General features: G+C 39.7%; 19 protein-coding genes and 1 pseudogene. 13 read left to right on the top strand and 7 right to left on the bottom strand.

Going from position 1 to position 21,487, the window contains the following annotated elements; genetic code table 11:
- Positions 1–42 precede the first annotated feature (42 nt).
- A pseudogene (locus V7K40_RS23410) lies at positions 43–496 on the bottom strand (creatininase family protein).
- 175 nt (positions 497–671) lie between these two features.
- Here V7K40_RS23410 and V7K40_RS23405 point away from each other — a divergent pair.
- From V7K40_RS23405 to V7K40_RS23375, 7 genes are all read left to right on the top strand, one after another.
- The gene (locus V7K40_RS23405) at positions 672–3,428 is read left to right on the top strand and encodes an ATP-binding protein (protein WP_334963925.1); all 2,757 of its coding nucleotides are present in this window, start codon (positions 672–674) and stop codon (positions 3,426–3,428) included.
- Positions 3,429–3,430: 2 nt separating this feature from the next.
- Positions 3,431–4,741, top strand: coding sequence for a response regulator (locus V7K40_RS23400; protein ID WP_334963923.1), 1,311 nt, complete (start codon positions 3,431–3,433; stop codon positions 4,739–4,741).
- Between the two features lie 433 nt (positions 4,742–5,174).
- Complete coding sequence (locus V7K40_RS23395; protein WP_334963921.1) at positions 5,175–5,891, top strand: ROK family protein; 717 nt, start codon at positions 5,175–5,177, stop codon at positions 5,889–5,891.
- Between the two features lie 53 nt (positions 5,892–5,944).
- Entirely contained in the window at positions 5,945–6,124 is a 180-nt protein-coding gene (locus V7K40_RS23390; RefSeq protein WP_334963919.1) for a hypothetical protein, read from the top strand.
- Positions 6,125–6,401: 277 nt separating this feature from the next.
- On the top strand, positions 6,402–6,872 hold the full coding sequence (locus V7K40_RS23385) for an NADAR domain-containing protein (protein WP_273767987.1): 471 nt from the start codon (positions 6,402–6,404) through the stop codon (positions 6,870–6,872).
- A 563-nt stretch (positions 6,873–7,435) separates the two neighbouring features.
- Positions 7,436–10,213, top strand: a complete 2,778-nt coding sequence (locus tag V7K40_RS23380) for a GAF domain-containing protein (protein ID WP_334963917.1) — start codon at positions 7,436–7,438, stop codon at positions 10,211–10,213.
- A gap of 696 nt (positions 10,214–10,909) precedes the next feature.
- Positions 10,910–11,680 (top strand): hypothetical protein, encoded by a 771-nt coding sequence (locus V7K40_RS23375; protein WP_334963915.1) that lies wholly within the window; start codon positions 10,910–10,912, stop codon positions 11,678–11,680.
- 105 nt (positions 11,681–11,785) lie between these two features.
- Here the strand turns inward: V7K40_RS23375 and V7K40_RS23370 are convergent, their stop codons facing one another.
- The 3 genes from V7K40_RS23370 to V7K40_RS23360 all read right to left on the bottom strand — a co-directional run bounded on the left by V7K40_RS23370 (position 11,786) and on the right by V7K40_RS23360 (position 13,863).
- Positions 11,786–12,133, bottom strand: a complete 348-nt coding sequence (locus V7K40_RS23370; RefSeq protein WP_334963913.1) for a hypothetical protein — start codon at positions 12,131–12,133, stop codon at positions 11,786–11,788.
- 75 nt (positions 12,134–12,208) lie between these two features.
- Positions 12,209–12,436 carry a hypothetical protein gene (locus tag V7K40_RS23365; RefSeq protein ID WP_334963911.1) on the bottom strand — a complete coding sequence of 76 codons (228 nt, stop codon included), beginning with the start codon at positions 12,434–12,436 and terminating at the stop codon, positions 12,209–12,211.
- Between the two features lie 572 nt (positions 12,437–13,008).
- Positions 13,009–13,863, bottom strand: coding sequence for a PhnD/SsuA/transferrin family substrate-binding protein (locus V7K40_RS23360; RefSeq protein WP_334964121.1), 855 nt, complete (start codon positions 13,861–13,863; stop codon positions 13,009–13,011).
- Between the two features lie 181 nt (positions 13,864–14,044).
- Between V7K40_RS23360 and V7K40_RS23355 the strand changes: the two genes are divergently transcribed.
- Positions 14,045–14,953: a DUF3365 domain-containing protein gene (locus tag V7K40_RS23355; RefSeq protein ID WP_334963909.1), complete on the top strand. Its 909-nt coding sequence runs from the start codon at positions 14,045–14,047 to the stop codon at positions 14,951–14,953.
- 102 nt (positions 14,954–15,055) lie between these two features.
- On the opposite strand, the gene V7K40_RS23350 is transcribed toward V7K40_RS23355, so the two are convergent.
- Both V7K40_RS23350 and V7K40_RS23345 read right to left on the bottom strand, forming a co-directional pair.
- Positions 15,056–16,435, bottom strand: coding sequence for a serine/threonine-protein kinase (locus tag V7K40_RS23350; protein ID WP_334963907.1), 1,380 nt, complete (start codon positions 16,433–16,435; stop codon positions 15,056–15,058).
- Between the two features lie 321 nt (positions 16,436–16,756).
- Positions 16,757–17,089, bottom strand: a complete 333-nt coding sequence (locus V7K40_RS23345) for a DUF4278 domain-containing protein (protein ID WP_334963905.1) — start codon at positions 17,087–17,089, stop codon at positions 16,757–16,759.
- A 278-nt stretch (positions 17,090–17,367) separates the two neighbouring features.
- Between V7K40_RS23345 and V7K40_RS23340 the strand changes: the two genes are divergently transcribed.
- Positions 17,368–17,622, top strand: coding sequence for a hypothetical protein (locus tag V7K40_RS23340; RefSeq protein ID WP_229463410.1), 255 nt, complete (start codon positions 17,368–17,370; stop codon positions 17,620–17,622).
- 3 nt (positions 17,623–17,625) lie between these two features.
- The gene (locus V7K40_RS23335) at positions 17,626–18,885 is read left to right on the top strand and encodes a murein transglycosylase A (RefSeq protein ID WP_334964119.1); all 1,260 of its coding nucleotides are present in this window, start codon (positions 17,626–17,628) and stop codon (positions 18,883–18,885) included.
- Between the two features lie 133 nt (positions 18,886–19,018).
- Here the strand turns inward: V7K40_RS23335 and V7K40_RS23330 are convergent, their stop codons facing one another.
- Positions 19,019–19,888 carry a DUF5895 domain-containing protein gene (locus V7K40_RS23330; RefSeq protein ID WP_334963903.1) on the bottom strand — a complete coding sequence of 290 codons (870 nt, stop codon included), beginning with the start codon at positions 19,886–19,888 and terminating at the stop codon, positions 19,019–19,021.
- Positions 19,889–20,286: 398 nt separating this feature from the next.
- Between V7K40_RS23330 and V7K40_RS23325 the strand changes: the two genes are divergently transcribed.
- From V7K40_RS23325 to V7K40_RS23315, 3 genes are all read left to right on the top strand, one after another.
- Positions 20,287–20,640 (top strand): hypothetical protein, encoded by a 354-nt coding sequence (locus V7K40_RS23325; protein WP_334963901.1) that lies wholly within the window; start codon positions 20,287–20,289, stop codon positions 20,638–20,640.
- 219 nt (positions 20,641–20,859) lie between these two features.
- Positions 20,860–20,991 carry a hypothetical protein gene (locus V7K40_RS23320; protein WP_334963899.1) on the top strand — a complete coding sequence of 44 codons (132 nt, stop codon included), beginning with the start codon at positions 20,860–20,862 and terminating at the stop codon, positions 20,989–20,991.
- Positions 20,988–21,260, top strand: a complete 273-nt coding sequence (locus tag V7K40_RS23315; protein ID WP_334963897.1) for a hypothetical protein — start codon at positions 20,988–20,990, stop codon at positions 21,258–21,260. Before V7K40_RS23320 ends, V7K40_RS23315 begins: the two co-directional genes overlap by 4 nt.
- Positions 21,261–21,487: the final 227 nt, after the last annotated feature.

The raw sequence follows: 21,487 nt of genomic DNA, 5'->3' as shown, positions 1-21,487 counted from the left end.
TAGCAAATCTGGATGTTGTCGCGCGTCTAATGTATTGGATTTTTAACTTTGAGTAAAATGCGTCAATCCCTTCTCCACTTTTGGTTGTCGATAGGCATAAATATCTTGAATAACTTGCGCCCAACCGTTAGCGACAGATTCGAGAATGCGATCGCCTTTTTCTTTAGTTAGGGTTGTGGCGTCGCCAATCACTTCACTTTTACTGATATCTGGCGTCACCCAAGCCACAGGTAACTTACCTTCCTAACTCAGTAAACTAATTTCTGACTGTTCTGGGGGATACTCTGCAACAGTTTTCTCTAGCTTCAGTTGTTCTGGCAAAATCGATAACATAATGCTAGTTTCAGCATCTACAATTAACCGCAGATAAGGACCATGTTATTCAAGTTGCCCCCACAGGCTGGATGATTACCACATTTTCCTTATCTGGTATTGCCTGGATGTCAGTCCAGGTGAGGTAGATAAAAAAGCGTTCTAGAGGAATGAAACTGTTCATATTACTTGGATTACGCCATTTTTATCTTAACGGGATTGATACAAGAAACAAGATTGTGGGCAAACTAACTTTAGCTAGAAAATTTATTCTTTGCTCACATCTTGCACTTAGCCCTGGTGACTCTGATCGCTAAGTGCAAGATAGGAGTCATTAAACTGCCCAATAACTTTAAGCAATGAACCTTCTTGGCTTGCCATATTCCAAAAAGTTACCACTGCGCCTTGTACTCATAGTCCCCTTTGTGATCCAAATCTTTGGTGCTGTCGGATTGGTGGGGTATCTCTCGTTTAAAAATGGACAGAAGGCAGTTAATGACCTAGCTAATCAGTTGATGAGCAAAACCGATAGCCTAGTTGACGAACACCTTGATACTTACTTAGCAACCCCGCATCAGATTAATCAAATCAACATTGATGCAATAGATCAAGGGCTACTCAACTTAAAAGACTTGGAAAATACAGGGCGTTACTTTTGGAAACAAGCGCAGGTATTCAAAAATGTTAGCTGGATTGGCTATAATCTAGAAACCTATGAAGAGGCTGGGGCGGGTCGTTGGCTGGCAGGTCAAGGAATTGTAATTAATAAAGGTTTTGCAAACAAAGACTACACTTACGCAGTAGATAGCCAGGGAAATTGCACTAAATTACTAAAATCTACAGACTATGACCCGCTAGCTGATGACTGGTACGCTGAAACGGTAAAAGCAGGCCGACCTATTTGGAGTCAAATTTCCGTAACAGAGGGATTTGAAGGATATATCGTAGCTTCGGCAGATCGTCCTATTTACGACAATACTCACAAATTGATTGGTGTGATAGGCACCGATTTACTGCTCTCGAGTATCAGTGATTTTTTGAGCAACTTAAAAGTTAGCCCAAGAGCAAAAACTTTTATTATTGAACGCGACGGGCTATTAATAGCTAATTCTAATAGCCGCAGGCCATTTACGTTGATAAATGGTAAAACGCAACGCTTAAGCGCATTAAATAGTAGTGATCCCTTAATTCAAGCGACAGCAAAGTATTTACAGCATAAATTTGGCAACTTTAAGGTAATTAAAGACACCCAAATACTAGATTTTGAGTTTAAAGGCGATCGCGAATTTGTCCACGTTATGAATTGGCAAGACGAGTTTGGTCTCGATTGGTTAGTAGTTGTCGTTGTACCAGAAAGGGATTTTATGGCACAAATCAACGCCAATAACCAGACAACAATTTTACTGTGTCTTGGTGCATTAGGTGTAGCGACAATTTTGGGAATCTACACTTCTCGTTGGATTATCAAACCTATTTGGGAGTTAAGCCAAGCTAGTAGTGCGATCGCATCTGGTAACCTAGACCTAGCAGTAAAAGTTTCTGGGATCAAAGAACTTAGCATCCTTGCTCAATCCTTTAACCGAATGGCAGGACAGTTACAAGAGTCTTTCACCAACTTAGAAAATACCAATCAAGATTTAGAAAAGCGGGTTGAAGAACGTACCGTAGAACTCAAAGCAGCAAAAGAAGCAGCCGATGTTGCTAATCAAGCAAAAAGCGAATTTTTAGCAAACATGAGTCATGAACTCCGCACTCCCCTCAACGGAATTCTCGGCTACGCTCAAATTCTGCAACGCGATAAAACCGCTACTTCCAAACAAAAGAACGGACTTAGCATTATTCAGGAGTGTGGTTCTCACCTATTGACACTAATTAATGACATCTTAGAGCTTTCCAAAATTGAGGCAAAAAAACTTGATATTTACACTACTGACTTTGATTTAGAAAACTTTCTTCTGGGAGTACGAAATATCTGTAGTATTAAAGCAGAACAAAAAGAAATAGATTTTCAATATGAAGTAATTAACCAGTTACCTACTGCTATTAATAGTGATGACAAACGTTTAAAGCAAGTGTTAATTAATCTTCTGGGTAATGCTATTAAGTTTACAGAACGAGGGAAAGTAACGTTTTCAGTAGGAGTCATAGAAGATGAAAAATATGCCATACAAAAGAAAAAAAATATTAATACTTGGAATATCCGCTTCCAAGTTGAAGATTCAGGCGTAGGAATGACTCCTGAACAATTAGAGAAAATTTTCTTACCTTTTGAGCAAGTAGGGGATAGCAAACATAAATCTGAAGGCACAGGTTTAGGATTAGCAATCAGTTGTCAAATTGTAGAAATGATGGGAGGTAAAATCAAAGTCGAAAGTACACCAAATAAAGGTAGTAAATTTTGGTTTGACTTAGCTCTACCAGAAGCTAGTAACTGGATATCATCACAGACGCCTGAGTTAAACAAAAACGTAGTTTCTTACCAAGGTAGACAACAGATAATTCTAATTGTTGATGACCGTTGGGAAAATCGCTCTGTAATTATCAATCTGCTTGAACCTGTTGGTTTTAAAGTCCTTGAAGCAGAAAATGGCGAAGAGGGTTTAAAGAAAGCTCAAGAATTTCAACCAGATTTGATTATTACCGACTTAGCAATGCCGATAATGAATGGCTTAGAAATGACGCAACATTTACGCGCTCAATCTGAATTTAAAGATACGGTAATTATCGCCTCTTCTGCAAGTGTATTCAGCTTGAATCGTCAACAGAGCCAAGAGGCAGGTTGTAATGACTTCCTGCCTAAACCAGTGCAAAATTTTGAGTTATTTGATAAATTACAATATTATTTAAATTTAACATGGATTTATGAAGAAAAAAATAAATTTTTAGAGAGCATTATTCCTCTAGAAGAAATGATATTTCCACCAGAGGAACAGCTTATTAATTTGTATAAAGCTGCTCAGACTGGTTATATTCAAGAAATTCAATATGAAGCAGATTATATTAAAAGTTTAGACAAAAAATATACAACTTTTGCTAACAAAATATTAAAATTAGCAGAAGATTTTGATGATGAAGCGATTGTTAATTTAATTAAAAATAAATTTAACTTAAATTAGAGATGAATAATTTTCAAAAAGAATTGATTTTAATTGTTGATGATATTCCAAATAACCTCAAGGTTCTATTTGATATTTTAAACAATTTTGGCTTTAAAGTCTCTATTGCCAAGAACGGTGAAAGTGCATTACAAAAAGCGCAAGAGACATTACCAAACTTGATTTTATTAGATGTAATGATGCCAGGAATTGATGGGTTTGAGACCTGCCGTCGTCTAAAAAATAACCCAAAAACTAAAGATATTCCAGTGATTTTTATGACGGCGCTTTCTGAAACTGTGGAAAAAGTCAAGGGATTGCATCTGGGTGCAGTAGACTATATTACTAAGCCTATTGAACATGAAGAGGTTTTAGCCCGGATCAATGTCCACTTAGAACTGCGGAGAATGCAGTTAAAGTTAGTACAAGAAGAAAAAATGTCTTCTTTGGGACAATTGGTAGCCGGAATTGCTCATGAAATTAATAATCCAGTTAATTTTATTTATGGGAACTTAATTTATGCTCAAAAATATATTGACAATTTATTAAAAATATTGCAATTATACGAAAATTATACACCAGATACTATCCAAGAAATTCAAGAATTTTCAAAATTCATTGAATTAGATTTTCTCAAGGAAGACCTTCCTAAACTTTTATCATCAATGATGGTGGGATCTAACCGCATTCAAGAAATTGTGCTATCGCTCCGAATTTTCTCACGATTGGATGAAGCGGAAATTAAAAAAGTTGACTTGCATATAGGTATTGATAGTACTTTAATGATTTTGGATAGTCGCTTGAGAGCTACACAAAAGCGTCCAGCTATGGAAGTGATTAAGGAGTACGGTGAAATAATACCTGTAGAGTGCTATGCAGGACAAATGAATCAAGTGTTTATGAATCTTTTATGCAATGCTATTGATGCAATTGATGAGAAGATTAATAATGTGCAATCAGCGAAAATAGAGAAAGCAGGGCTAGATAAATTAACTTCCTTACCTATTAGATTGCCAACTCCCAATTCTATATTACATAAATCTGAAATCGGATTCACACCTCAAATCAAAATTTGTACAGAATTAACTAAAGACAAAAAATTTATATTAATTAAAATTATTGATAATGGGGTAGGAATGTCTAGAGAAGTACAACAGCGTATATTTGAACAATTTTTTACTACTAAAGACGTAGGTAAAGGAACTGGTTTAGGATTAGCGATCACTCATCAAATTATTGTAGAAAAGCATAGAGGAACATTAGAAGTCAAGTCAGTTTCAGGAGATGGCTCACAGTTTATAATTACCATTCCAATTTATAGGATTGAGGATTAAGGACACTCGGTGATTTAGTTACAGCTGTTTGCTTTTTAAGTGAGGTAAAAAACGCAGGACTCTTTCATCATATGTAAAAAGTTTCTACCTTCTGCCCTTCTCCTGTTGGAGACGCTACGCGAACGGGTGACGCTCGCAGGCTCGCTAACGCTGCGCTAACGGCAGTCCCCCAGACGCTCAAGGACTCGCTAACGCTGCGCTATCGACGGGAACCGCCAAGACGGGGGCTGCCTCAAAACCCGTAGCTTTGTACTTCATGCAAAAGAAAACTGCTGTATAAACCCGCCCAAAGTAAGCCGGATTTTTTCCTATGTGTAAATTGGGAGCGATCGCTTGTAAATCCCCATGTGAAGAACTCTAGCTATATCCAGTCTAATCAAGATGCGGCAGAGGATAATAACCAGATAGGGACTAATAACAAGGACTTAAGCTAATGGTTGAAGAAAATGGATCGATTCGTACCCTATCAGTAGATATTGGTGGTAGTGGCGTTAAGGCTATGGTTTTGGATATTACGGGGAATCCTGTAACGGAAAGGGCACGTTTAGATACACCCCAACCTGCTACACCAGATGTTGTAATTAATGCAATTGTTGTGTTAGCGGCGGCTCAAGGTGAATTTCATCGCGTTTCGGTCGGTTTTCCTGGTGTGGTGCGGTCTGGAGTCACGGAAACAGCGGTAAACTTACATCCAGATTGGATTGGATTTGATTTGGAAACAGCATTATTAAAACATTTAAATAAGCCTGTGCGGGTGATTAATGATGCAGATATGCAGGGGTTTGGAGCGATCGCAGGTAAAGGCGTAGAATTGGTGATTACTCTGGGTACGGGCTTTGGTTCGGCTTTATTTATGGATGGTAAGCTGGTACCGAATATGGAAATGGGGCATCATCCGTTTCGCAAAGGAGAGACTTTTGAGCAACAGTTGGGGCGTGCAGAGTTAGAAAAAATTGGTGAGAAAAGATGGAACAGGCGTTTAGAAAAAGCGATCGCATCCTTGGAACATCTGTTCAATTATGATTACCTTTACATTGGCGGTGGTGAAGCCGTGAGAGTGAATTTCCAGCTACCGTTAAATGTGAAACTTATCCCCAATATCACTGGTTTATTAGGCGGTATTGCTTTGTGGCAAGATGAGAAAAGGTAAAAAGTTTTTCAGTAGCCACAATTGGGCGTACTAAGCGCTAAGGGCGGGTTAGATTGGTTGCAAAGGCTATTAGCACCCATAGCACCCACAGGAGCTTTATCATCCTAACCGACGTGGAAACTGGAAGGCTACCAGAGAACGAACTGACTAAAGAATTGATTTACCACTGCGACTCACTCAAGAAAACAGTTAATGAGCAAGGCGAGAAGCTGCTAGGTGGTAAGCACATCTAGGGTAAGCTCATGAGCAAGGTAGTAAACTTGTTGTTCCAAGTATTGTGTAAAATAATTCCCGTAGTATGATGTTATAGACCCTTCATACAAATGAGGGGTTTTCAAATCTGATAAAGTTTCAATTACCCTGAAGTTTGATAATCTTTATAAGTCGTTGGGAAGAATCCCCAATGATATGAACCGAGAGAAAATCTGTTTGATAAGTTTGGTTTTGGGTTGCGAGTGCGATCAATCTTTCAGCTACCCTAAAGTTGATATATAAAAGAGCAATTTTCAAATGACTATTTACTTTTATAAGGTTTGGCAGCCTTATGGCTGTTTTTCTAACTTTTCTCCCCATAGAATCCACATCCAGGGTACTTACTGGCCAACGGTTGAGCATTATTATCAAGCGCAAAAGTTTGTCGGCAGCACAGATGCGGCAATTATACCCCTCATTCATGCCGCCGCCACCCCAGAAGAAGCTGCCGCTTTGGGAAGATGTAACACTCGCCAATTCCGTCGAGATTGGGATTTGGTGAAAACTCAAATTATGCGAGAAGCTGTACTCAAAAAGTTTCTCACTCATCTTGATATTAGAGAAGTTCTTCTGAACACAGGCGATGAGATTTTGGTTGAAAACTCCCCAACCGATTCTTTTTGGGGCTGTGGTGCTAATAAAACAGGTCAAAACCATCTCGGTAAAACTCTCATGAGTGTGCGTGAAGAAATCCGTAAGTTATTATCTTTAACGGTAATTTACGAATAATTTCATCAAAATAGTTGCATTCAAGATAAAATCAGCAATTACACGGATAACATTCGTAAAAAGTTAATTAAAAATTATTTTTGTCAACAGTAATCAAACTAAAAAACTAATTATTTAGTATTAAATATAATTAAATATTATGTTTTGATAACTCGTTTATCTCTGGTCTTGATTCTTTCCTGCTTTCTATTTTACAGTTCTATGCAGCCTCACATAGAATTGGTATTAATTTGTCACCAATGGACGGGGAATAGTAAAATTTTCCAGCCACAAACATTTGAAAAAGTTGCCAATACCAATAATTTAGTTATTTATTTGAAAAAATTTTAATTAATTGCCTTAAGGGGCAAAAATGAGAAAAAATATTTTTAATTATAGGCAATTATTAAAGTATTTATTTCAGTAATATCACTGAAATAGTTTAATGATTGAGAAGATAAAATTAATAGGTGTCAATGATTAAATTTAACTCTAGACCAGAGAATCAAGGGATTGTGAATTGATAATTCTCATCAGGGATAATTATAAAAAAAATTATACTTCAGTCATGGTGTATATAAGCAATGACATTTACCGATAAACCAAAAGGTTTGCAGCAAAACTTAGACCAAGAAAGTTTACTGCATCGGATGATAAACCAAATCAGGCGATCGCTCGACCTGCAAGAAATATTAACGACTACCGTTACTGAAGTACGTTTATTTTTGCGTTCAGATCGAGTAATGGTGTATCGCTTTGATGCTGATGGTAATGGTGAAGTTATTACTGAATCTATTCATGACCAGCGTCTGCCATCGTTATTGGGGTTGCGCTTCCCAGTTCATGATATTCCCGAAGCGGCCAGAGATATGTTTTTGTCAGTGGGACAACGTTCGATTGTCGATGTAGCAAACGAGAAGATCGGGCTATCGCCTCTACAATTAAAAGAAACTGGCAAACCCCTACAAACTAATATCTACTATCGGCAGGTAGACCCGTGCCATATTCAATACTTAAAGGCAATGGGCGTACAGTCTTCTTTGGTAGTACCAATTTTACATTGCGACCCACAAGAACAATCGGCAAAGCCTAAATTGTGGGGATTGTTGGTATCTCACCATAGTGAACCGCGAAAGATTTTGAAGCGGGAACTAAAAGTATCGCAGCAAGTTGCCGATCAGGTAGCGATCGCGATCGCTCAAAGTAATCTACTCAGCGAAACCCTGGCCAAGCAAGAGCGAGAAGTTACTATTAACCGAGTTACCACACTATTGCATAAACTACCGGCAATCGAATTGCAGGGAGCGCTAGAAGAAGTTATTACTGCCTTCAATGGAGTAGGTGGCAGGCTTTACATTGAACAGAGTCGGGAACTATACACTTGGGGCGACCAACCTACACTCCCCTACGAGTTAGATAATAGTATTATCGAACAGCATCCTATGTGGCAAAACTGGATGGCTGAGTGGAAACCAGGTAATATTTGGACAACTGTTGACCTCTATAAAGAACCACGTTTGCGAGTTTTGGCTTTAGCATTCCGTTCTACTCAAATTCGCGGACTCATGGTGATTCCCTTACATTACCGCGAAAAATTTATCGGTGTATTAAGTATTTTTCGCTCGGAATTTGAAACGGAAATCTTGTGGGCGGGACTATGTGAACAAAATCGGCGACAACTTTTACCCCAGCTTTCCTTTGAGGTTTGGCGAGAGCAAAAAAAGGGGCAAGCAGCTCAGTGGAAACCGGAAGATATCTTATTGGCGCAAGCCTTGTACGACCATTTCTCAATGGCAATTCAGCAGCAGCAAATGTATAAACAGGAACAAGCCCTGAATGTCAACCTAGAACTGCGAGTGCAAGAGCAAACGGCTGAACTCGAAAAATCATTACTGCTTACCAAAGTACTCAAACAAGTCACAGAGCAGATTCGCCGCACATTGGACTTGCAGACAACCCTGCAATCCATCGTCCGGGAAGTCCGTCCCTTGCTAAATTCAGATCGGGTACTGATTTTCCAACTGAAGAGTAAATCGGTGATTGTGGAAGAGATTAATGGCAATTGGCAGTCAACTTTGGGAGTAAAAGCACTACCGGAATGCTTTCCTGATCAGTATACAAGTCCATACTTTCAGGGCAGAGTACAGGCAATTAACAACGTTTCAACAGATCCTTTAAGTGATTGTCATCGAGAGTTTTTGCAGAGTCTGCAAGTGCAAGCAAACTTAATAGTTCCGATAAACATGGGTATGCAACTATGGGGGTTACTAATTGCCCATGAGTGTAAGGCTCCCAGAAATTGGCAGGATGCAGAAATTGATTTATTGCAACAGCTAGGAGATCAGGCTGCGATCGCCATTCAACAAGCAGAACTCTACAAACAAACCTGTGATGCCGAAACTGAAGCCAGAAATCAAGCTGCACATTTAGAGCATACCCTACATGAACTCCAAGAAACACAGACAAAATTGATTCACACCGAAAAAATGTCTGGTTTAGGACAGTTGGTAGCGGGTGTCGCCCACGAAATCAACAACCCCGTTAACTTTATCTACGGTAACCTGTGCCACGCCTGTGACTACACCGAACAACTGCTAGAAATTTTACGCCTCTACCAGTTACACTATCCCCTCCCGCATAGTGAAATTCACGTTGCAATCAAAGCGATCGATTTTGAATTTTTGGTAGAAGACCTCCCGAAAATCATGACCTCAATGCAAGTAGGAACTGAGCGCATCCGCTCAATAGTGCTGTCGTTACGAAATTTTTCTCGCTTGGATGAGGCTGAAAACAAGCGCGTTGACTTGCATGAAGGCATTGACAACACCTTATTAATTTTGCAACATCGGCTGAAAGCAAATGCTGAATTTCCAGGTATTCAGGTAATTAAAGACTATGGGAACATCCCCCGGGTGGAATGCTATGCCGGCCAAATGAATCAGGTATTCATGAATATTTTCAGCAATGCCATAGATGCTCTGATAATGGGGGCTGAGGACTGGAGACTAGGGACTGGGGAACTGAAGACTAGGGACAAGGTGGACAAAAGGAATACCTCATGCCCAATACTGACTATTTATATTTCCACTAAAATCTCAGTAGACAACTCTCGTCTGTTGATTCGTATTTGTGACAATGGTCCCGGAATGACTCAAGAGGTGAAAAAGCGAATTTTTGACCCGTTTTACACTACCAAACCTGTGGGCAAGGGTACAGGATTGGGACTGGCAATTAGCTATCAAATTATTGTCGAAAAACATGGTGGAATAATGGAGTGTATTTCAGAACCTGGCAAAGGTACAGAATTCTGCATTGAAATTCCCGTCAAGTCTCCAGCCAAAATCAATAAACTTTTTGCATAAATAATTCATGGTATAATGGAGTATTTTAAAAATTTGCTTTTTATATCAATCAGACATACCAATGAACTAACAAAAGTTCTCTGTATAGATTTGATATGCGATTTTCTCACTCCTTTTCAGAAGATTACAAAATGTTAGTTTCAAAACTTAAAGATTGAAATAAGAATTACTCAATTTATCCAAAAGGCTTATGATAAAATTTTTAACAACATTAGACTAAAAAAAAGATTTAGAAGCTATCCAGGACCTGTAATATATTAACTTAGATTAAAAATGCTTAAAAAGTAAAGTTTCGTTGCAAAAAAAATCCCTCCCATCCCCAAATGATAATCTAACAGTTGAAGCCACTAAATAAGCTTCCCTGGCAGATATAACAGCTGCATTAGGAATGTAGTAAGAGGTAAAAAACGCTGTTTAATTTACATCTGTCTCGTCAAAAGACAGCAACACCCAACCCGAAAACTGCTATTTCCTCAAATATGGAAGATTAGGGGACGCTGTAACTGATTTTCATTACTTGTTTACAGAAGCGATGAAAGTGAGTACATCCCTGGATAGAATAAAGAAGAGGAGGAAATAGTTCAGCAATTAGAGGTTTGGGTGTTGTTGTGTTTAAAGAGAAGTCTGAGATAGGGTCTCCTCTGAGTGTAAGATTATACGAAGTTGAATAGTGAGAAATAGTTGAAATAGCGCCTTATGTCAATTATTGCGCTCAGAGCGTGGTATCTACAGGATTATGAGCCGATTCCAGAACTGGAAAAACGTCCGCCAGACATTCGCTTAAGCAAAAAAAGCCTGTTGAAATCAGCATTGCGAGCAGACTTTTTGGAAGAAAGCGACGAAGTTAAGAAATCAACTTGGTTTGGACGCTATCTAGAAGGGGAAAATATTGAATTTTATATTGAAGGTAGTGGTGGCTATTGCGTAGCTAATATTGACTTAATTAGTCATGAAATTTATTTCACCAAGCAGGCGGTGTTAGCTCAGTTAGAACCAACGATTTTTTTGTGCTATCAAACTGAGTATGCCGCAGCGACGAATGTTTTAAGAGAAGAACTGCAAAAAAGTTTGGACAGTTTAAACAAGCGATCGCGCTTTCCCCTAACATTAGTAGAATCCTCTCGTCCCAGCGGTGCGCCTGTACGGATTAACCGCATGATCATGCGAAAAATCCGTAAGAGTTTGTTATTTATCGCTGACACCACGCCCATTGTTAGTATTGATAGTAAAGAAACCTCCCAATTAATTCCCAGTCCGAATGTCTGTGTTGAGATTGGCTATGCTATTCAAAGTAAGCGGTCTGAACAGATTTTACTAGCGCAAATGCAACGCCCAGATTTTGAAGGTGAATTTCCCTTCGACTTACCGACACAGCAAATTTTACAATTCCAAGACACCACAGAACTAAATAAAATCCTCACAGGAACCATTGAAAACCAGCTAGCACGATTCAAATTGTTTTTTTGAGCAAGATAATATTACTTACCAAAAAATCGAACTATAACACTCCTAAATCAATCGTGAGAGTTGGCTCATTGACGCTCTCAACTGCAAACTCTATTTTTAAAGTTGCTATTCAGAGCTTTTCTCTGTAACTATATCTAAAAATTTTTTCCCGAAATGGCTAATATATATGTTTTCGCTATTCATGTCTGAATACCTTGGTTTTCCCTGTAAGGTATTTACATCACACAATCCTCTTTCTGCTAAATTATACAAACTCTCTTTTACCATTTCTTCCGTAGGATTTTCTATTTGTCTTTGTTGTAAGCCTATTACAATTTCAGAGTTAGTTAATCGATTTCCTCTTTTACGATAATCAAACATAAATTCCAAAACATTGGCGTCTATACTATTTAAAAGTCTTAACGCCTCTATATATTTGGGATGAATTTGATGTCCCAATATTGCTGATTCCAATAAATTAATCCATTTCTGTTTAATTACTTCGTTTTTATCTCCTATAAGTACATGTTTTAATATAGGTTGTAATGTTTACGGTTCAACATCTTCTATTTTCTCTATCAATTGTTCAGGTTTTATATCTTTTAAAGTTGGCTTTTTTATAAGCCTTTTTACTGCATCAATCAAGTTTTCAGCTTTCTTCTTTGTAAAATTGCCTATTGTTATTATTTCTTTTTCAAAGAGGGCTTTAACTAAAATTGTTATCGCCGCCTTATCTGCACCACTTAAAATTTCAGTAATGATTGATGTTATCTCCATGCTTTCCTTTTATCTTTGACGTTGAAAGAATAATATTACTGTTGCATACTTACTCTAAGTAAATATTCCGGTTTTTAACGTAACTTTTACTTTTAAATATAAGTTTTTAAGTAAAGATTCTTAGATAGTACGGTATTACATTAATAAATATGGAAGGGAGAATCATGAATTATTCAGATAGGTACACTCAAGAGAAGCTGTTAGCTTTGCATAAAGCGAAAATGTATCTTGAAATCGCTATCGGGTTACTGAGTCAGTAATCATTCATTAATCTCTGTCAGCTAACTCCCTTCATCCTAGAGGGTAGTTTTTTGTAAGTGCCTTAGAGTACAGGGTAAGGGTATGTAAATAATGTCTGAAGTACTTAGAGTAATACTTCAAAAACTCAGAAGATAAAAGATATAGGAGTATTTAGGCAGTAAGAAAGATGAGAGAGTGAGCATTTTCTGAGTGAAAATATTAAGTATTAATTCATACTTGTTAAGTATGCTTAAGTATTGAAAAGCAGGATTTTGAGTATTATTTGAGGATTTAAACAAGAGTAAACGCTAAAAAGGTTGATTTTACGTTGATTAAAATAAACGAACAGGTTTTTTTTGTAGCTGAGAAGTAATCGAACTTAGCCGATCAACCACAGAAATCATGTATTTGTAATCTGGTACTTGTCCATTGGATATATACCCTACTTCTTGAGTTAAACCTGAAGGTGCATCGCTCATTACTTTGCGGATGAACTCTTGACGGTTACGTTCTACATTCGGCCCAATCAAGACCACACCTAATGGTACATAGTGAGGGTCTTTAAATAATATGCGGAACTCGGTTGGGCCCAACTGTGAACCGTAGAGAGCCAATTCCGCCTCCGAGACAGCACAGGCGATCGCTTTTCCTTGGGCGACCAATTCCAGCCCGGCTTTGGGTGTAGGTGCAAATAGGATCTCTGCTAGTGTTGTACCATAAAGATTGTAAAGTGGGAAATAATATCCTGTTGCTGAACCTAACTGACCTAAAGCCACTGTTTGACCTTGGAGCTGTTTTAAGTCAGATATTGGATTGTCTTTGCGAACAACGAAGATTGAACGCAAATTACTAATACCTATTAAAGGAAACAGGGGAACATATTGGTGACGTGCGATCGCAATAGCTGCTAAACCTGGTGGAGCAAATACCAATGACCAAGCACGAGCCTGAAGGCGCTCTACCGCTCTATTTTCATTAAAAGCAGGCTCTAGCTGAATATATGAGTTTGTCTTTTCACCCAAGTAACTATTGAATTTAGCATATTGGTTAATTATCTGTTCACCTCCACCATAGTTGATAACACCAATAGTTAACGTGCCCTCAAACTCCTTTGGTGATTGGCAGGCAGCAAATGTCAAACCTAGCAGATTAAATAGAAATAAACGACGGGGAAATCGCAAAAACATCATTAATTATGGTTAAAGAAATAACTTGGTTTTCAGGACTAATTTAGATAAGTTTGACTGCTACCTAAATAGGTTACATTGCAACAAAAAATTAATATTTATTTAAATATTGTTGAGATGCTTTCTAACAGGTATAAATAAATATTAGACAAACTCAGATCCCACCTTCGTTGCTTAGGTTATGTTAAACAACATTACGTTAAAAAACTTAAAAATAGGTGCTAAATTTAACTTACTTTTAATATTAGTTTTCATAGTCAGTATTGTGGGAAGTGGTGTTGCCTTATCCAGTGTACTTCAAGGGAGAGCGCAAAATGAAGTGGCTGCTCAAGCACAGACTCTCATCCAAATGGTGAACGCAGTTAGAGATTATACACAAAATCGGATAGTTCCTCTATTGGAACCTAGACTAGATAGTAACCCAACGTTTATGCCTGAAGTAGTACCAACTTTTTCCTCTAAAGAGGTTTTTGAGAATTTTCGTAAAAAGCCGGAATATAAAAACTTTTTTCATAAGGATGCAACACTTAATCCAACTAATTTAGCAGATAAAGCCGATAGTTTTGAAACTCAACTTGTAGAGCGTTTTCGCAACGAACCGAAGACTTTAGAAATTACTGGCTTTCGCACCTTGTCAGAAGGCGAAGTATTTTATATTGCCCAACCACTCAAGATTACACAACAGCAATGTCTGCGATGTCATACTACACCAGATCAGGCTCCTAAGAGTCAACTGGTAACTTATGGATCGGAAAATGGTTTTGGCTGGAAACTGAATCAGATTGTTTCTGCCCAAATAATCTCTGTTCCCTCTCAAGAGATTTTTGCTAATGCCAAACGGACTTGGATATTGATAATGGGAATTTTAATTACTATCTTTGCGCTTGTACTTTTCTTAATTAACTTTTTAATCAAAAAATATGTGATTCAGCGGATTAGAAGAATAGAGAAAATAGCCCAAAAAGTTAGTGTGGGTGATATGAGTGCTGATTTTGAAGAAAGCTCTAGTGATGAAATTGGCGGGTTAGCAGAAGCATTTAATCGAATGAAAGCTAGCTTAAAAATAGCTCTGGAGATGCTGAATAATTAGAGCTAATTCCATTTTAGATTTTATATTTTGGCTGATGAAATCAAGCGAAATACAACCTACCCATTTGTTACATTTTTCTCAAAATTGGTATCAGCTAAAAATTTAAGAAAGTAGACGTTGCTGAAATTGCAAAGCTTTTTGAGGATCGGGAATTTGTAATGCTAAAACTTTCACAAATTCTGCACGAGAAATTTGCCCAGAAGACTTAACAGCTTTTTGGACTAAGAACGTAGCTATTGGACCAATTAAATTAGCTAATTCCCGTTCGCACTGATGCACAAAGCTATTACTGATTCCTTGAGGTTCTTGGCTTGGTAAATTATTTGACTTAATTTCCGATTTAACAGTAAGTTCTTGTAGTAGAGTAGGTTTCTCTAGTAGAAACATTGTTTTCTTCTTAAAATCAATTTGTTGATTTCCTCGAAGATAAAGGGCCAATTGATTAATTAATTCTTCGGGGTTGGGCGCTGATGCTGCAACTTGTCGTAGTAATCTTGAGGCAACGGGGCCGACAAATTCTAAAAGAATTGTTTCCAACCGACTGTAATTTTCTGGAGACAGGATAGAAGCAGGCGGATACCCAATTGAGTTTTGTTGAGAAAGTAAAGCTTGAGGCGGTTGTGTAAAAGATAGTGGTTGAAGTGATTGCGCTTCTACTTTAGTATCGAGATCCTTAAGCGCCTGTAGAACTTCAGCCGCAGACTGATAGCGTTGTTTAAAGTGGTGTAGTACCATCTTAGATAGTACAGATGCCAACCCAGAACTGACGTTAGCCTGATGCTGCCAAGAAATTTCTCCTGTATTTGGGTCTTCCTCAAAGTTTATAGGATGTAACCCGGTCAGCGATTGAATACCAATAATTCCCAAGGAATAAATATCGCTGTTGGGGCGGGGCTTACCTTGCCCCTGTTCTGTAGACATATATCCTGGGGTACCAATGATAATACTAGCCCCTATCTGTCCTAAAACTGTAACCAGTTGAGTTTGGACTTGTTTAACTGCACCAAAGTCAATCAGCACTAACTTGCCGTCTTGTTGCCGCCTGATTATATTGTCCGGCTTGATATCTCGATGGATAACGTTGTGGCTGTGAATAAATTGTAGAATACCCAACACCTGTTGGAGCAGTTGAATTACTTGATCTTCTGTCCAAGGTTGATTGGGGAATAGTTCCGCTTTGAGAGTATGCCCTTCAATGAACTCTTGCACCAAGAAGAACTCTTGGTTGTCTTCAAAATAGGCTAAAAGCCGAGGAATCTGGTCATGGTTGCCCAGTTGTTCTAGTGTTTCTGCTTCACTAGTAAATAGCCGTCTAGCAGTTTCAAGAAATTCAGGGCTACGAGTGACAGGCTTAAGGTGTTTGACAACGCATTTCGGCAAACCTGGTCGATGGGTATCTTGGGCCATGTAAGTTTGACCGAATCCACCTCCACCTAAGACTTGAAGGACTTGGTAACGTCCGTCTAATAATTGTCCTAACATTGTCTCACTTGCCTAAGTCCTCAAATTAATCTTGGCACAACTACCAGCTTTGGCAAGGTTTGTTGAGAAATAAACTAGGTAGGTAGTGCTGAAATACCAAGGTTTTTTGAGGATTGTACTACAAGTTCATGACTTCCTAAACTCCAGATCAGCTTGTAGCCATTTTATTGTTGAAGCTTTAATTTCTTAGAGGATGTTTGAAAAGTATTTTTTTTAACATCAAAGCCTCTGAAACCTAACCCCCCTACCTCGCTTCCCTACAAGGGGATGGGAGTTTCAAAGCCTCTCACCGAAAGGTCGAGAGGAATGGAAGCGAGGTTTCTAATATACTTTAAGACTTTTCAAACATCCTCTTAGAAATCGGCAGTACTTCAACTTGGAAATACTTGCTGGTTGAGAGACTACGGTAACTTCTCCCTGTGCAGTTTTATTTACAAAGTAGGTGATTCCCCGAAAGCTCAATTTATAGACTACTGGTGCTAGGGGAGCTTTCGCCGCTTTGGAATTTGGATCAACACGATAAGTAACGCCACGGTACATCAGATTATAAGCTGGCCCAATTTGAGGAGCCGGTTCAAACGGCTGTTCTGTTTTTTTGCTGGCAACTTTGCTTGGGTCGTATTCGTAGCTCAAACCACGATAGTAAAGTTTCATAATTTTTGCCTCCTGAATAACTGTTGTTCAGCAATGCTAATGAGTTATCAGAAGTCAATTGGAGAGTTATGCAACAGCTAATATAAACTTACACTTTTTAAGGAACTGGTTAAAGGATTAGGCGTCTACAGTGAAGAGTCATACAGCATTGGTCATTGGACATTAGTCATTTATTCCCTTTTGCCCCTCTGCTCCCCCACCTCCCGTATGCTTACCCTTTTCATTCGGGGGTTACGTGGTTAACAATGGGTTGAATGTTTTTCAAACGATCCAACCTTATGCCTAGAACTGCAAATGAATATGCCGTATACCTCCTACTGGAAAGCGGTCACCGGGAAGAAGTACGTTTTCCTACTATTCAAGAGTTTCAGAAGTGGTATAGTGGCGAACTTGTGCCAAAGTCTGCTTCTAATGACTTTATTAGCGTGCCGATCAAAAATATTCAAGGGGAGTATATGGTCATCCGCCCTTCTCGGATTGTGGCAATCCGGGTAGAACCCGTTTTTAGTTCCAGTGTTGAAAGATTCAACTAAATGATGAGAAAAACCCTTGCTTTGCTTTCCTTGAGTTTGGGAATTGCCCTTATAAACCCTCTCTGGTCGGCTGTTGCTCAGGTTCCTTACTTACTGCCGTTGCCAGTACCCACAACTCCTGATCTTCCACCTCTACCAGTACCAATTACTCCTGAGTTAACGCCACCGCTAAAACCAATCGCTATTGCAAGCGATTGTACGTTCGGGCAGACTTGTTTGGGTTGGGATGACCAAATTTGGAGTCAAACAGGTAAAATAGGTGATCGCAATGCGTTGTTGGCTTCCATTGACAACAGTCTGCTTTACCTAACAAAGAAGGAGGCGATCGCAGCATATCAAAATTATCCAGTTAAGGAAATTACCCTTGATCGCGTCCGCACGAGTTTGCTACGTTTCCGCGAACTGGTTATCGGTTCTAAATCAGCAGCGCAATTACAAGCCGCTGTCCGCCGTGAGTTTGTCTTCTACCAGTCTGTGGGCAATGATGGCAAGGGTACTGTTAAGTTTACTGCTTACTATGAGCCTGTTTACACCGCTAGCCGTGTCAGGACTTCGATATATAAGTATCCTCTTTATCGGCTACCACCTGATTTCAGCCAATGGCCTAAACCCCACCCAAAACGAATTGATTTGGAAGGGAAGGATGGTTTAAAAGGGAATAAGAGCAAGTTGCGCGGTTTAGAACTACTTTGGTTTCGCGATCGCTTTGACGCATACATGGTACATATCCAAGGTTCTGCCCAAATTAAGTTAACTAATGGCAAAACAACGTCAGTTGGCTATGCAGGTGGAACTGATTACCCTTGGACTAGTATCGGCAAAGAACTAGCCAAAGATGGCAAACTTCCACTAGATGGATTGACACTGCCACGGATGACTGCTTTCTTCCGGCGACGGCCGCAGGAGTTGAGCAATTATCTGCCACGCTGGAAACGATTTATTTTCTTTCAAGAAACTGGTGGTACCGCAGCTACAGGCTGTATTCATGTGCCAGTGACAGCAGAACGTTCCATTGCTACAGATAAGTCTCTCATGCCACCGGGAGCGCTAGCCTTGATTCATAACTCATTTCCCTATCCTGCCAGTGGTGGCAAACTAGAGAGGCGTACTGTCAGCCGCTTTGTGCTTGACCAGGATACAGGAAGCGCCATCAAAGGCCCAGGAAGGGTAGATTATTTCATGGGGTCTGGTAAACTAGCAGGCGATCGCGCTGGCATCACAGGCGGTAATGGTTCACTATATTATTTGCTGCTCAAAGAATAAAGTTAGGAGTTAGGAGACGCGATTAATCGCGTCTGTACAGGAGTTAGGAGAGACGCGATTAATCGCGTCTGTACAGGAGTTAGGAGTTATTAATTCAAAATTCATCATTTATCACTCCTCACTCCTCACTTTTTTAGTACGGCGGATAAGCAAAATCATCTTCATCAGCATAAACGTAAGAGTTGGAAACTCCTGCCATCGCCAATTTAGGCGTTTCTGATTTTACAGGTTCTTTCCCAAAATCTTTGTATTCTTCAAAAGTCTTGCAAATCATTGCAGACTCAAGAGAATCGGAAGCAATTAAGTATTGTGTTAAAGTTGCTACTGTCGGATGTTTGTAGTCTACAGTTGAAGCGACCAGAACTGTATTTGGTTCAATACCTCTTTCTTCACACTCAATTATCGGGCAAAAAATCCCGTGAGCGTGGAACAAAGGGCCTTTTGGTGTCAAAGGTTGCTTGCGGTAAACAGCATAAGCCTTTTCTAGTTCAGCAACGAATCCACTAACTACTTTACCTTGTTGATATTCGCAGTAGGTTTTGCTGAAACTTGCTCCGGCGGCACCATTAAGAGTTAGTTGTAGTGGTGATTCATGTAAAAACTTTTTATTCTCACCCACTATAAAAATTAGATAGCGAGTAAAGGTTTTAAATTTAAGTTTGTCAGCTAAAAAAGCATCATAATTTTCTTTGAGCGTACCCAGTTTTAGACCACTTTCCCGGTCTTTGACAGACAATGGTCCTCGACGCACTAAAACCAAGTGTGGACTAGTGCTAATAAACACCGTTTCGACTCCAGAGCTAAATTCATGCTCTACCTGCTGCCAATTATCATCTGGCACAAAGCCGACAGCATTGGCATTATCTAGCTTAATCGCCAAACCGTGGGATTGCATACCATCTGCGCCATACCGAGGATTAATCATCTGACACCAGGGGATGACTTGAGAAGGCGGTGCATTGAATTTCTCGTCTTCAAAGTCGAAATTAGCAGATGCTTTCATCGTTTTAGGCTATCAAAGTGTTTTATTGAACAAGTTTATCAGCACGCTGATCCTGGAAAGCCAGAAGGAGAGCGTTGGTACGAGCGTCACCCGTCCTTTGCACGTCGCCCTCAAAAGAAGGGCGAACCTGGCATCAAACTGGCTTAGTAGTTTTTCCAGATTAAGGCAGAATCAATCTATGTTGCAATCCCTGTTTCGTTTTGTAACAACAAATCCTCATCGAAATAGTGCTAGGCAATCAGCACTTATTGCTCAGTATTGTTTCGGTGAATTCCCGTGCGATTTATTTTTGGGGTTGTGGCTGTGGCGTTGGAGGTTGTTCCCCAGATGTAGGCGATAAATTGGTCTAACTCGTAAATGACTAGAGTCCTTGTATCAACTAGCTTTGATGATATTTTTTGTTTTCTCATTGGTTAACAAATTGCTTTAAAGCTAATCGCTCGCGCACTTCACCAAGAGCACCAGCGCCGCGCGATGGCGTACACGCTCTTTCTGGTGGCGATCGCACCGGGGGGAAGCTGCACCGCGATCGCACAAGGGCAGCAGCCCGATGGCGTACACGCTCTTTCCGGTGGCGATCGCCTACCGTCCCAGCGGATAGCGATCGCAGTATTGTTAAAATTCGGGAACTGGTGCTCAGACTTGCCCACCTAAACCGGGTTCAGTCACCTATAATTAACCGCATCCGCCAGGATTTAGCGTGGCAGTTTCCAGAGGTGGCGCTGGTGCGATGGCGTACCCGCCCACCGTAGGTGATCGCGCCGGGGTGAATCGGGTGAAGTGCCGCTACTATGGGGGTGGCTAGCAAATGAGCGCTTTAGCACCCGCTACGATCGCCTCTATTCCCAAACTGTGGGCTTGGGCATTACTGACTGAGGAGTAATTTAGCCTAGTTTGTGCCTATTCCTCTTGCCATTATTGCTGCCAATAACGGAATCAAACCAAAAAGTGACCAATAATTCAGATTTTCATTGACTACGAACCCACAATCATTAGCAGGGGTTGCTACCGCATTCCCTGGTGATTCCAGCTTTGACTCGGAAGAATTAGCTGGTATCAGCTTTGTTGTAGCCTTTGTTTTAAAGTTTGATGGTTGTAGATGAATATAGGAATAATCGAGCCTTACAGTAACGGGTTTTTAGAAGTTGTACCAGAGGGTGAAGACAGCGATTATTGGCAGATTGCAGCTATACACATCAATGGCCAAGCTTACTGCCCTACCCCTCGGCTTTATCGTTCAGAAAGAGTGGCATTAGCAAAAGCTACACAAATTTATGATTGGATAGCTGACCACGAAGGAGAAATTATTAATGGGGCTTGCAACTGCTCTGAATTGAAACTCATCCTATGGCAGCAACCAAAAGTATCTTAGTTGCGCTACGTTTTCAAGATTGTCCAGAAATGCTTTATTGATCGGATCGTTGAGTTCGACACCAATCATAGGCGCTATACCATCTTTGGGACTGCGATCGCTCCTCACCCCATCAGTATAATTTATGCACCTGTATGAGAAATTGAAGAAGTTTTGCTTGCAGCGATCGCTTCATCACCCAAAGTATCCAGCAAAAAGGTTTATTGTTTGGGGTAGTATACAGGAGA

Origin of the sequence: Nostoc sp., assembly GCF_036917195.1 — a bacterium.
In the GTDB taxonomy this organism is placed as follows: Bacteria; Cyanobacteriota; Cyanobacteriia; order Cyanobacteriales; family Nostocaceae; genus Nostoc.
Note: the sequence above shows the minus strand (reverse complement) of the source record. Positions and strands in the feature narration are given on the sequence as shown.

What these genes read in the sequence shown, in the direction of transcription:
- V7K40_RS23405 (WP_334963925.1), top strand. Translation starts at nt 672, where the DNA reads ATGAACCTTCTTGGCTTGCCATATTCCAAAAAGTTACCACTGCGCCTT.
- V7K40_RS23400 (WP_334963923.1), top strand. Translation starts at nt 3,431, where the DNA reads ATGAATAATTTTCAAAAAGAATTGATTTTAATTGTTGATGATATTCCA.
- V7K40_RS23395 (WP_334963921.1), top strand. Translation starts at nt 5,175, where the DNA reads ATGGTTGAAGAAAATGGATCGATTCGTACCCTATCAGTAGATATTGGT.
- V7K40_RS23385 (WP_273767987.1), top strand. Translation starts at nt 6,402, where the DNA reads ATGACTATTTACTTTTATAAGGTTTGGCAGCCTTATGGCTGTTTTTCT.
- V7K40_RS23380 (WP_334963917.1), top strand. Translation starts at nt 7,436, where the DNA reads ATGACATTTACCGATAAACCAAAAGGTTTGCAGCAAAACTTAGACCAA.
- V7K40_RS23375 (WP_334963915.1), top strand. Translation starts at nt 10,910, where the DNA reads ATGTCAATTATTGCGCTCAGAGCGTGGTATCTACAGGATTATGAGCCG.
- V7K40_RS23365 (WP_334963911.1), bottom strand. Translation starts at nt 12,436, where the DNA reads ATGGAGATAACATCAATCATTACTGAAATTTTAAGTGGTGCAGATAAG.
- V7K40_RS23360 (WP_334964121.1), bottom strand. Translation starts at nt 13,863, where the DNA reads ATGTTTTTGCGATTTCCCCGTCGTTTATTTCTATTTAATCTGCTAGGT.
- V7K40_RS23355 (WP_334963909.1), top strand. Translation starts at nt 14,045, where the DNA reads ATGTTAAACAACATTACGTTAAAAAACTTAAAAATAGGTGCTAAATTT.
- V7K40_RS23350 (WP_334963907.1), bottom strand. Translation starts at nt 16,435, where the DNA reads ATGTTAGGACAATTATTAGACGGACGTTACCAAGTCCTTCAAGTCTTA.
- V7K40_RS23345 (WP_334963905.1), bottom strand. Translation starts at nt 17,089, where the DNA reads ATGAAACTTTACTATCGTGGTTTGAGCTACGAATACGACCCAAGCAAA.
- V7K40_RS23340 (WP_229463410.1), top strand. Translation starts at nt 17,368, where the DNA reads ATGCCTAGAACTGCAAATGAATATGCCGTATACCTCCTACTGGAAAGC.
- V7K40_RS23335 (WP_334964119.1), top strand. Translation starts at nt 17,626, where the DNA reads ATGAGAAAAACCCTTGCTTTGCTTTCCTTGAGTTTGGGAATTGCCCTT.
- V7K40_RS23330 (WP_334963903.1), bottom strand. Translation starts at nt 19,888, where the DNA reads ATGAAAGCATCTGCTAATTTCGACTTTGAAGACGAGAAATTCAATGCA.
- V7K40_RS23315 (WP_334963897.1), top strand. Translation starts at nt 20,988, where the DNA reads ATGAATATAGGAATAATCGAGCCTTACAGTAACGGGTTTTTAGAAGTT.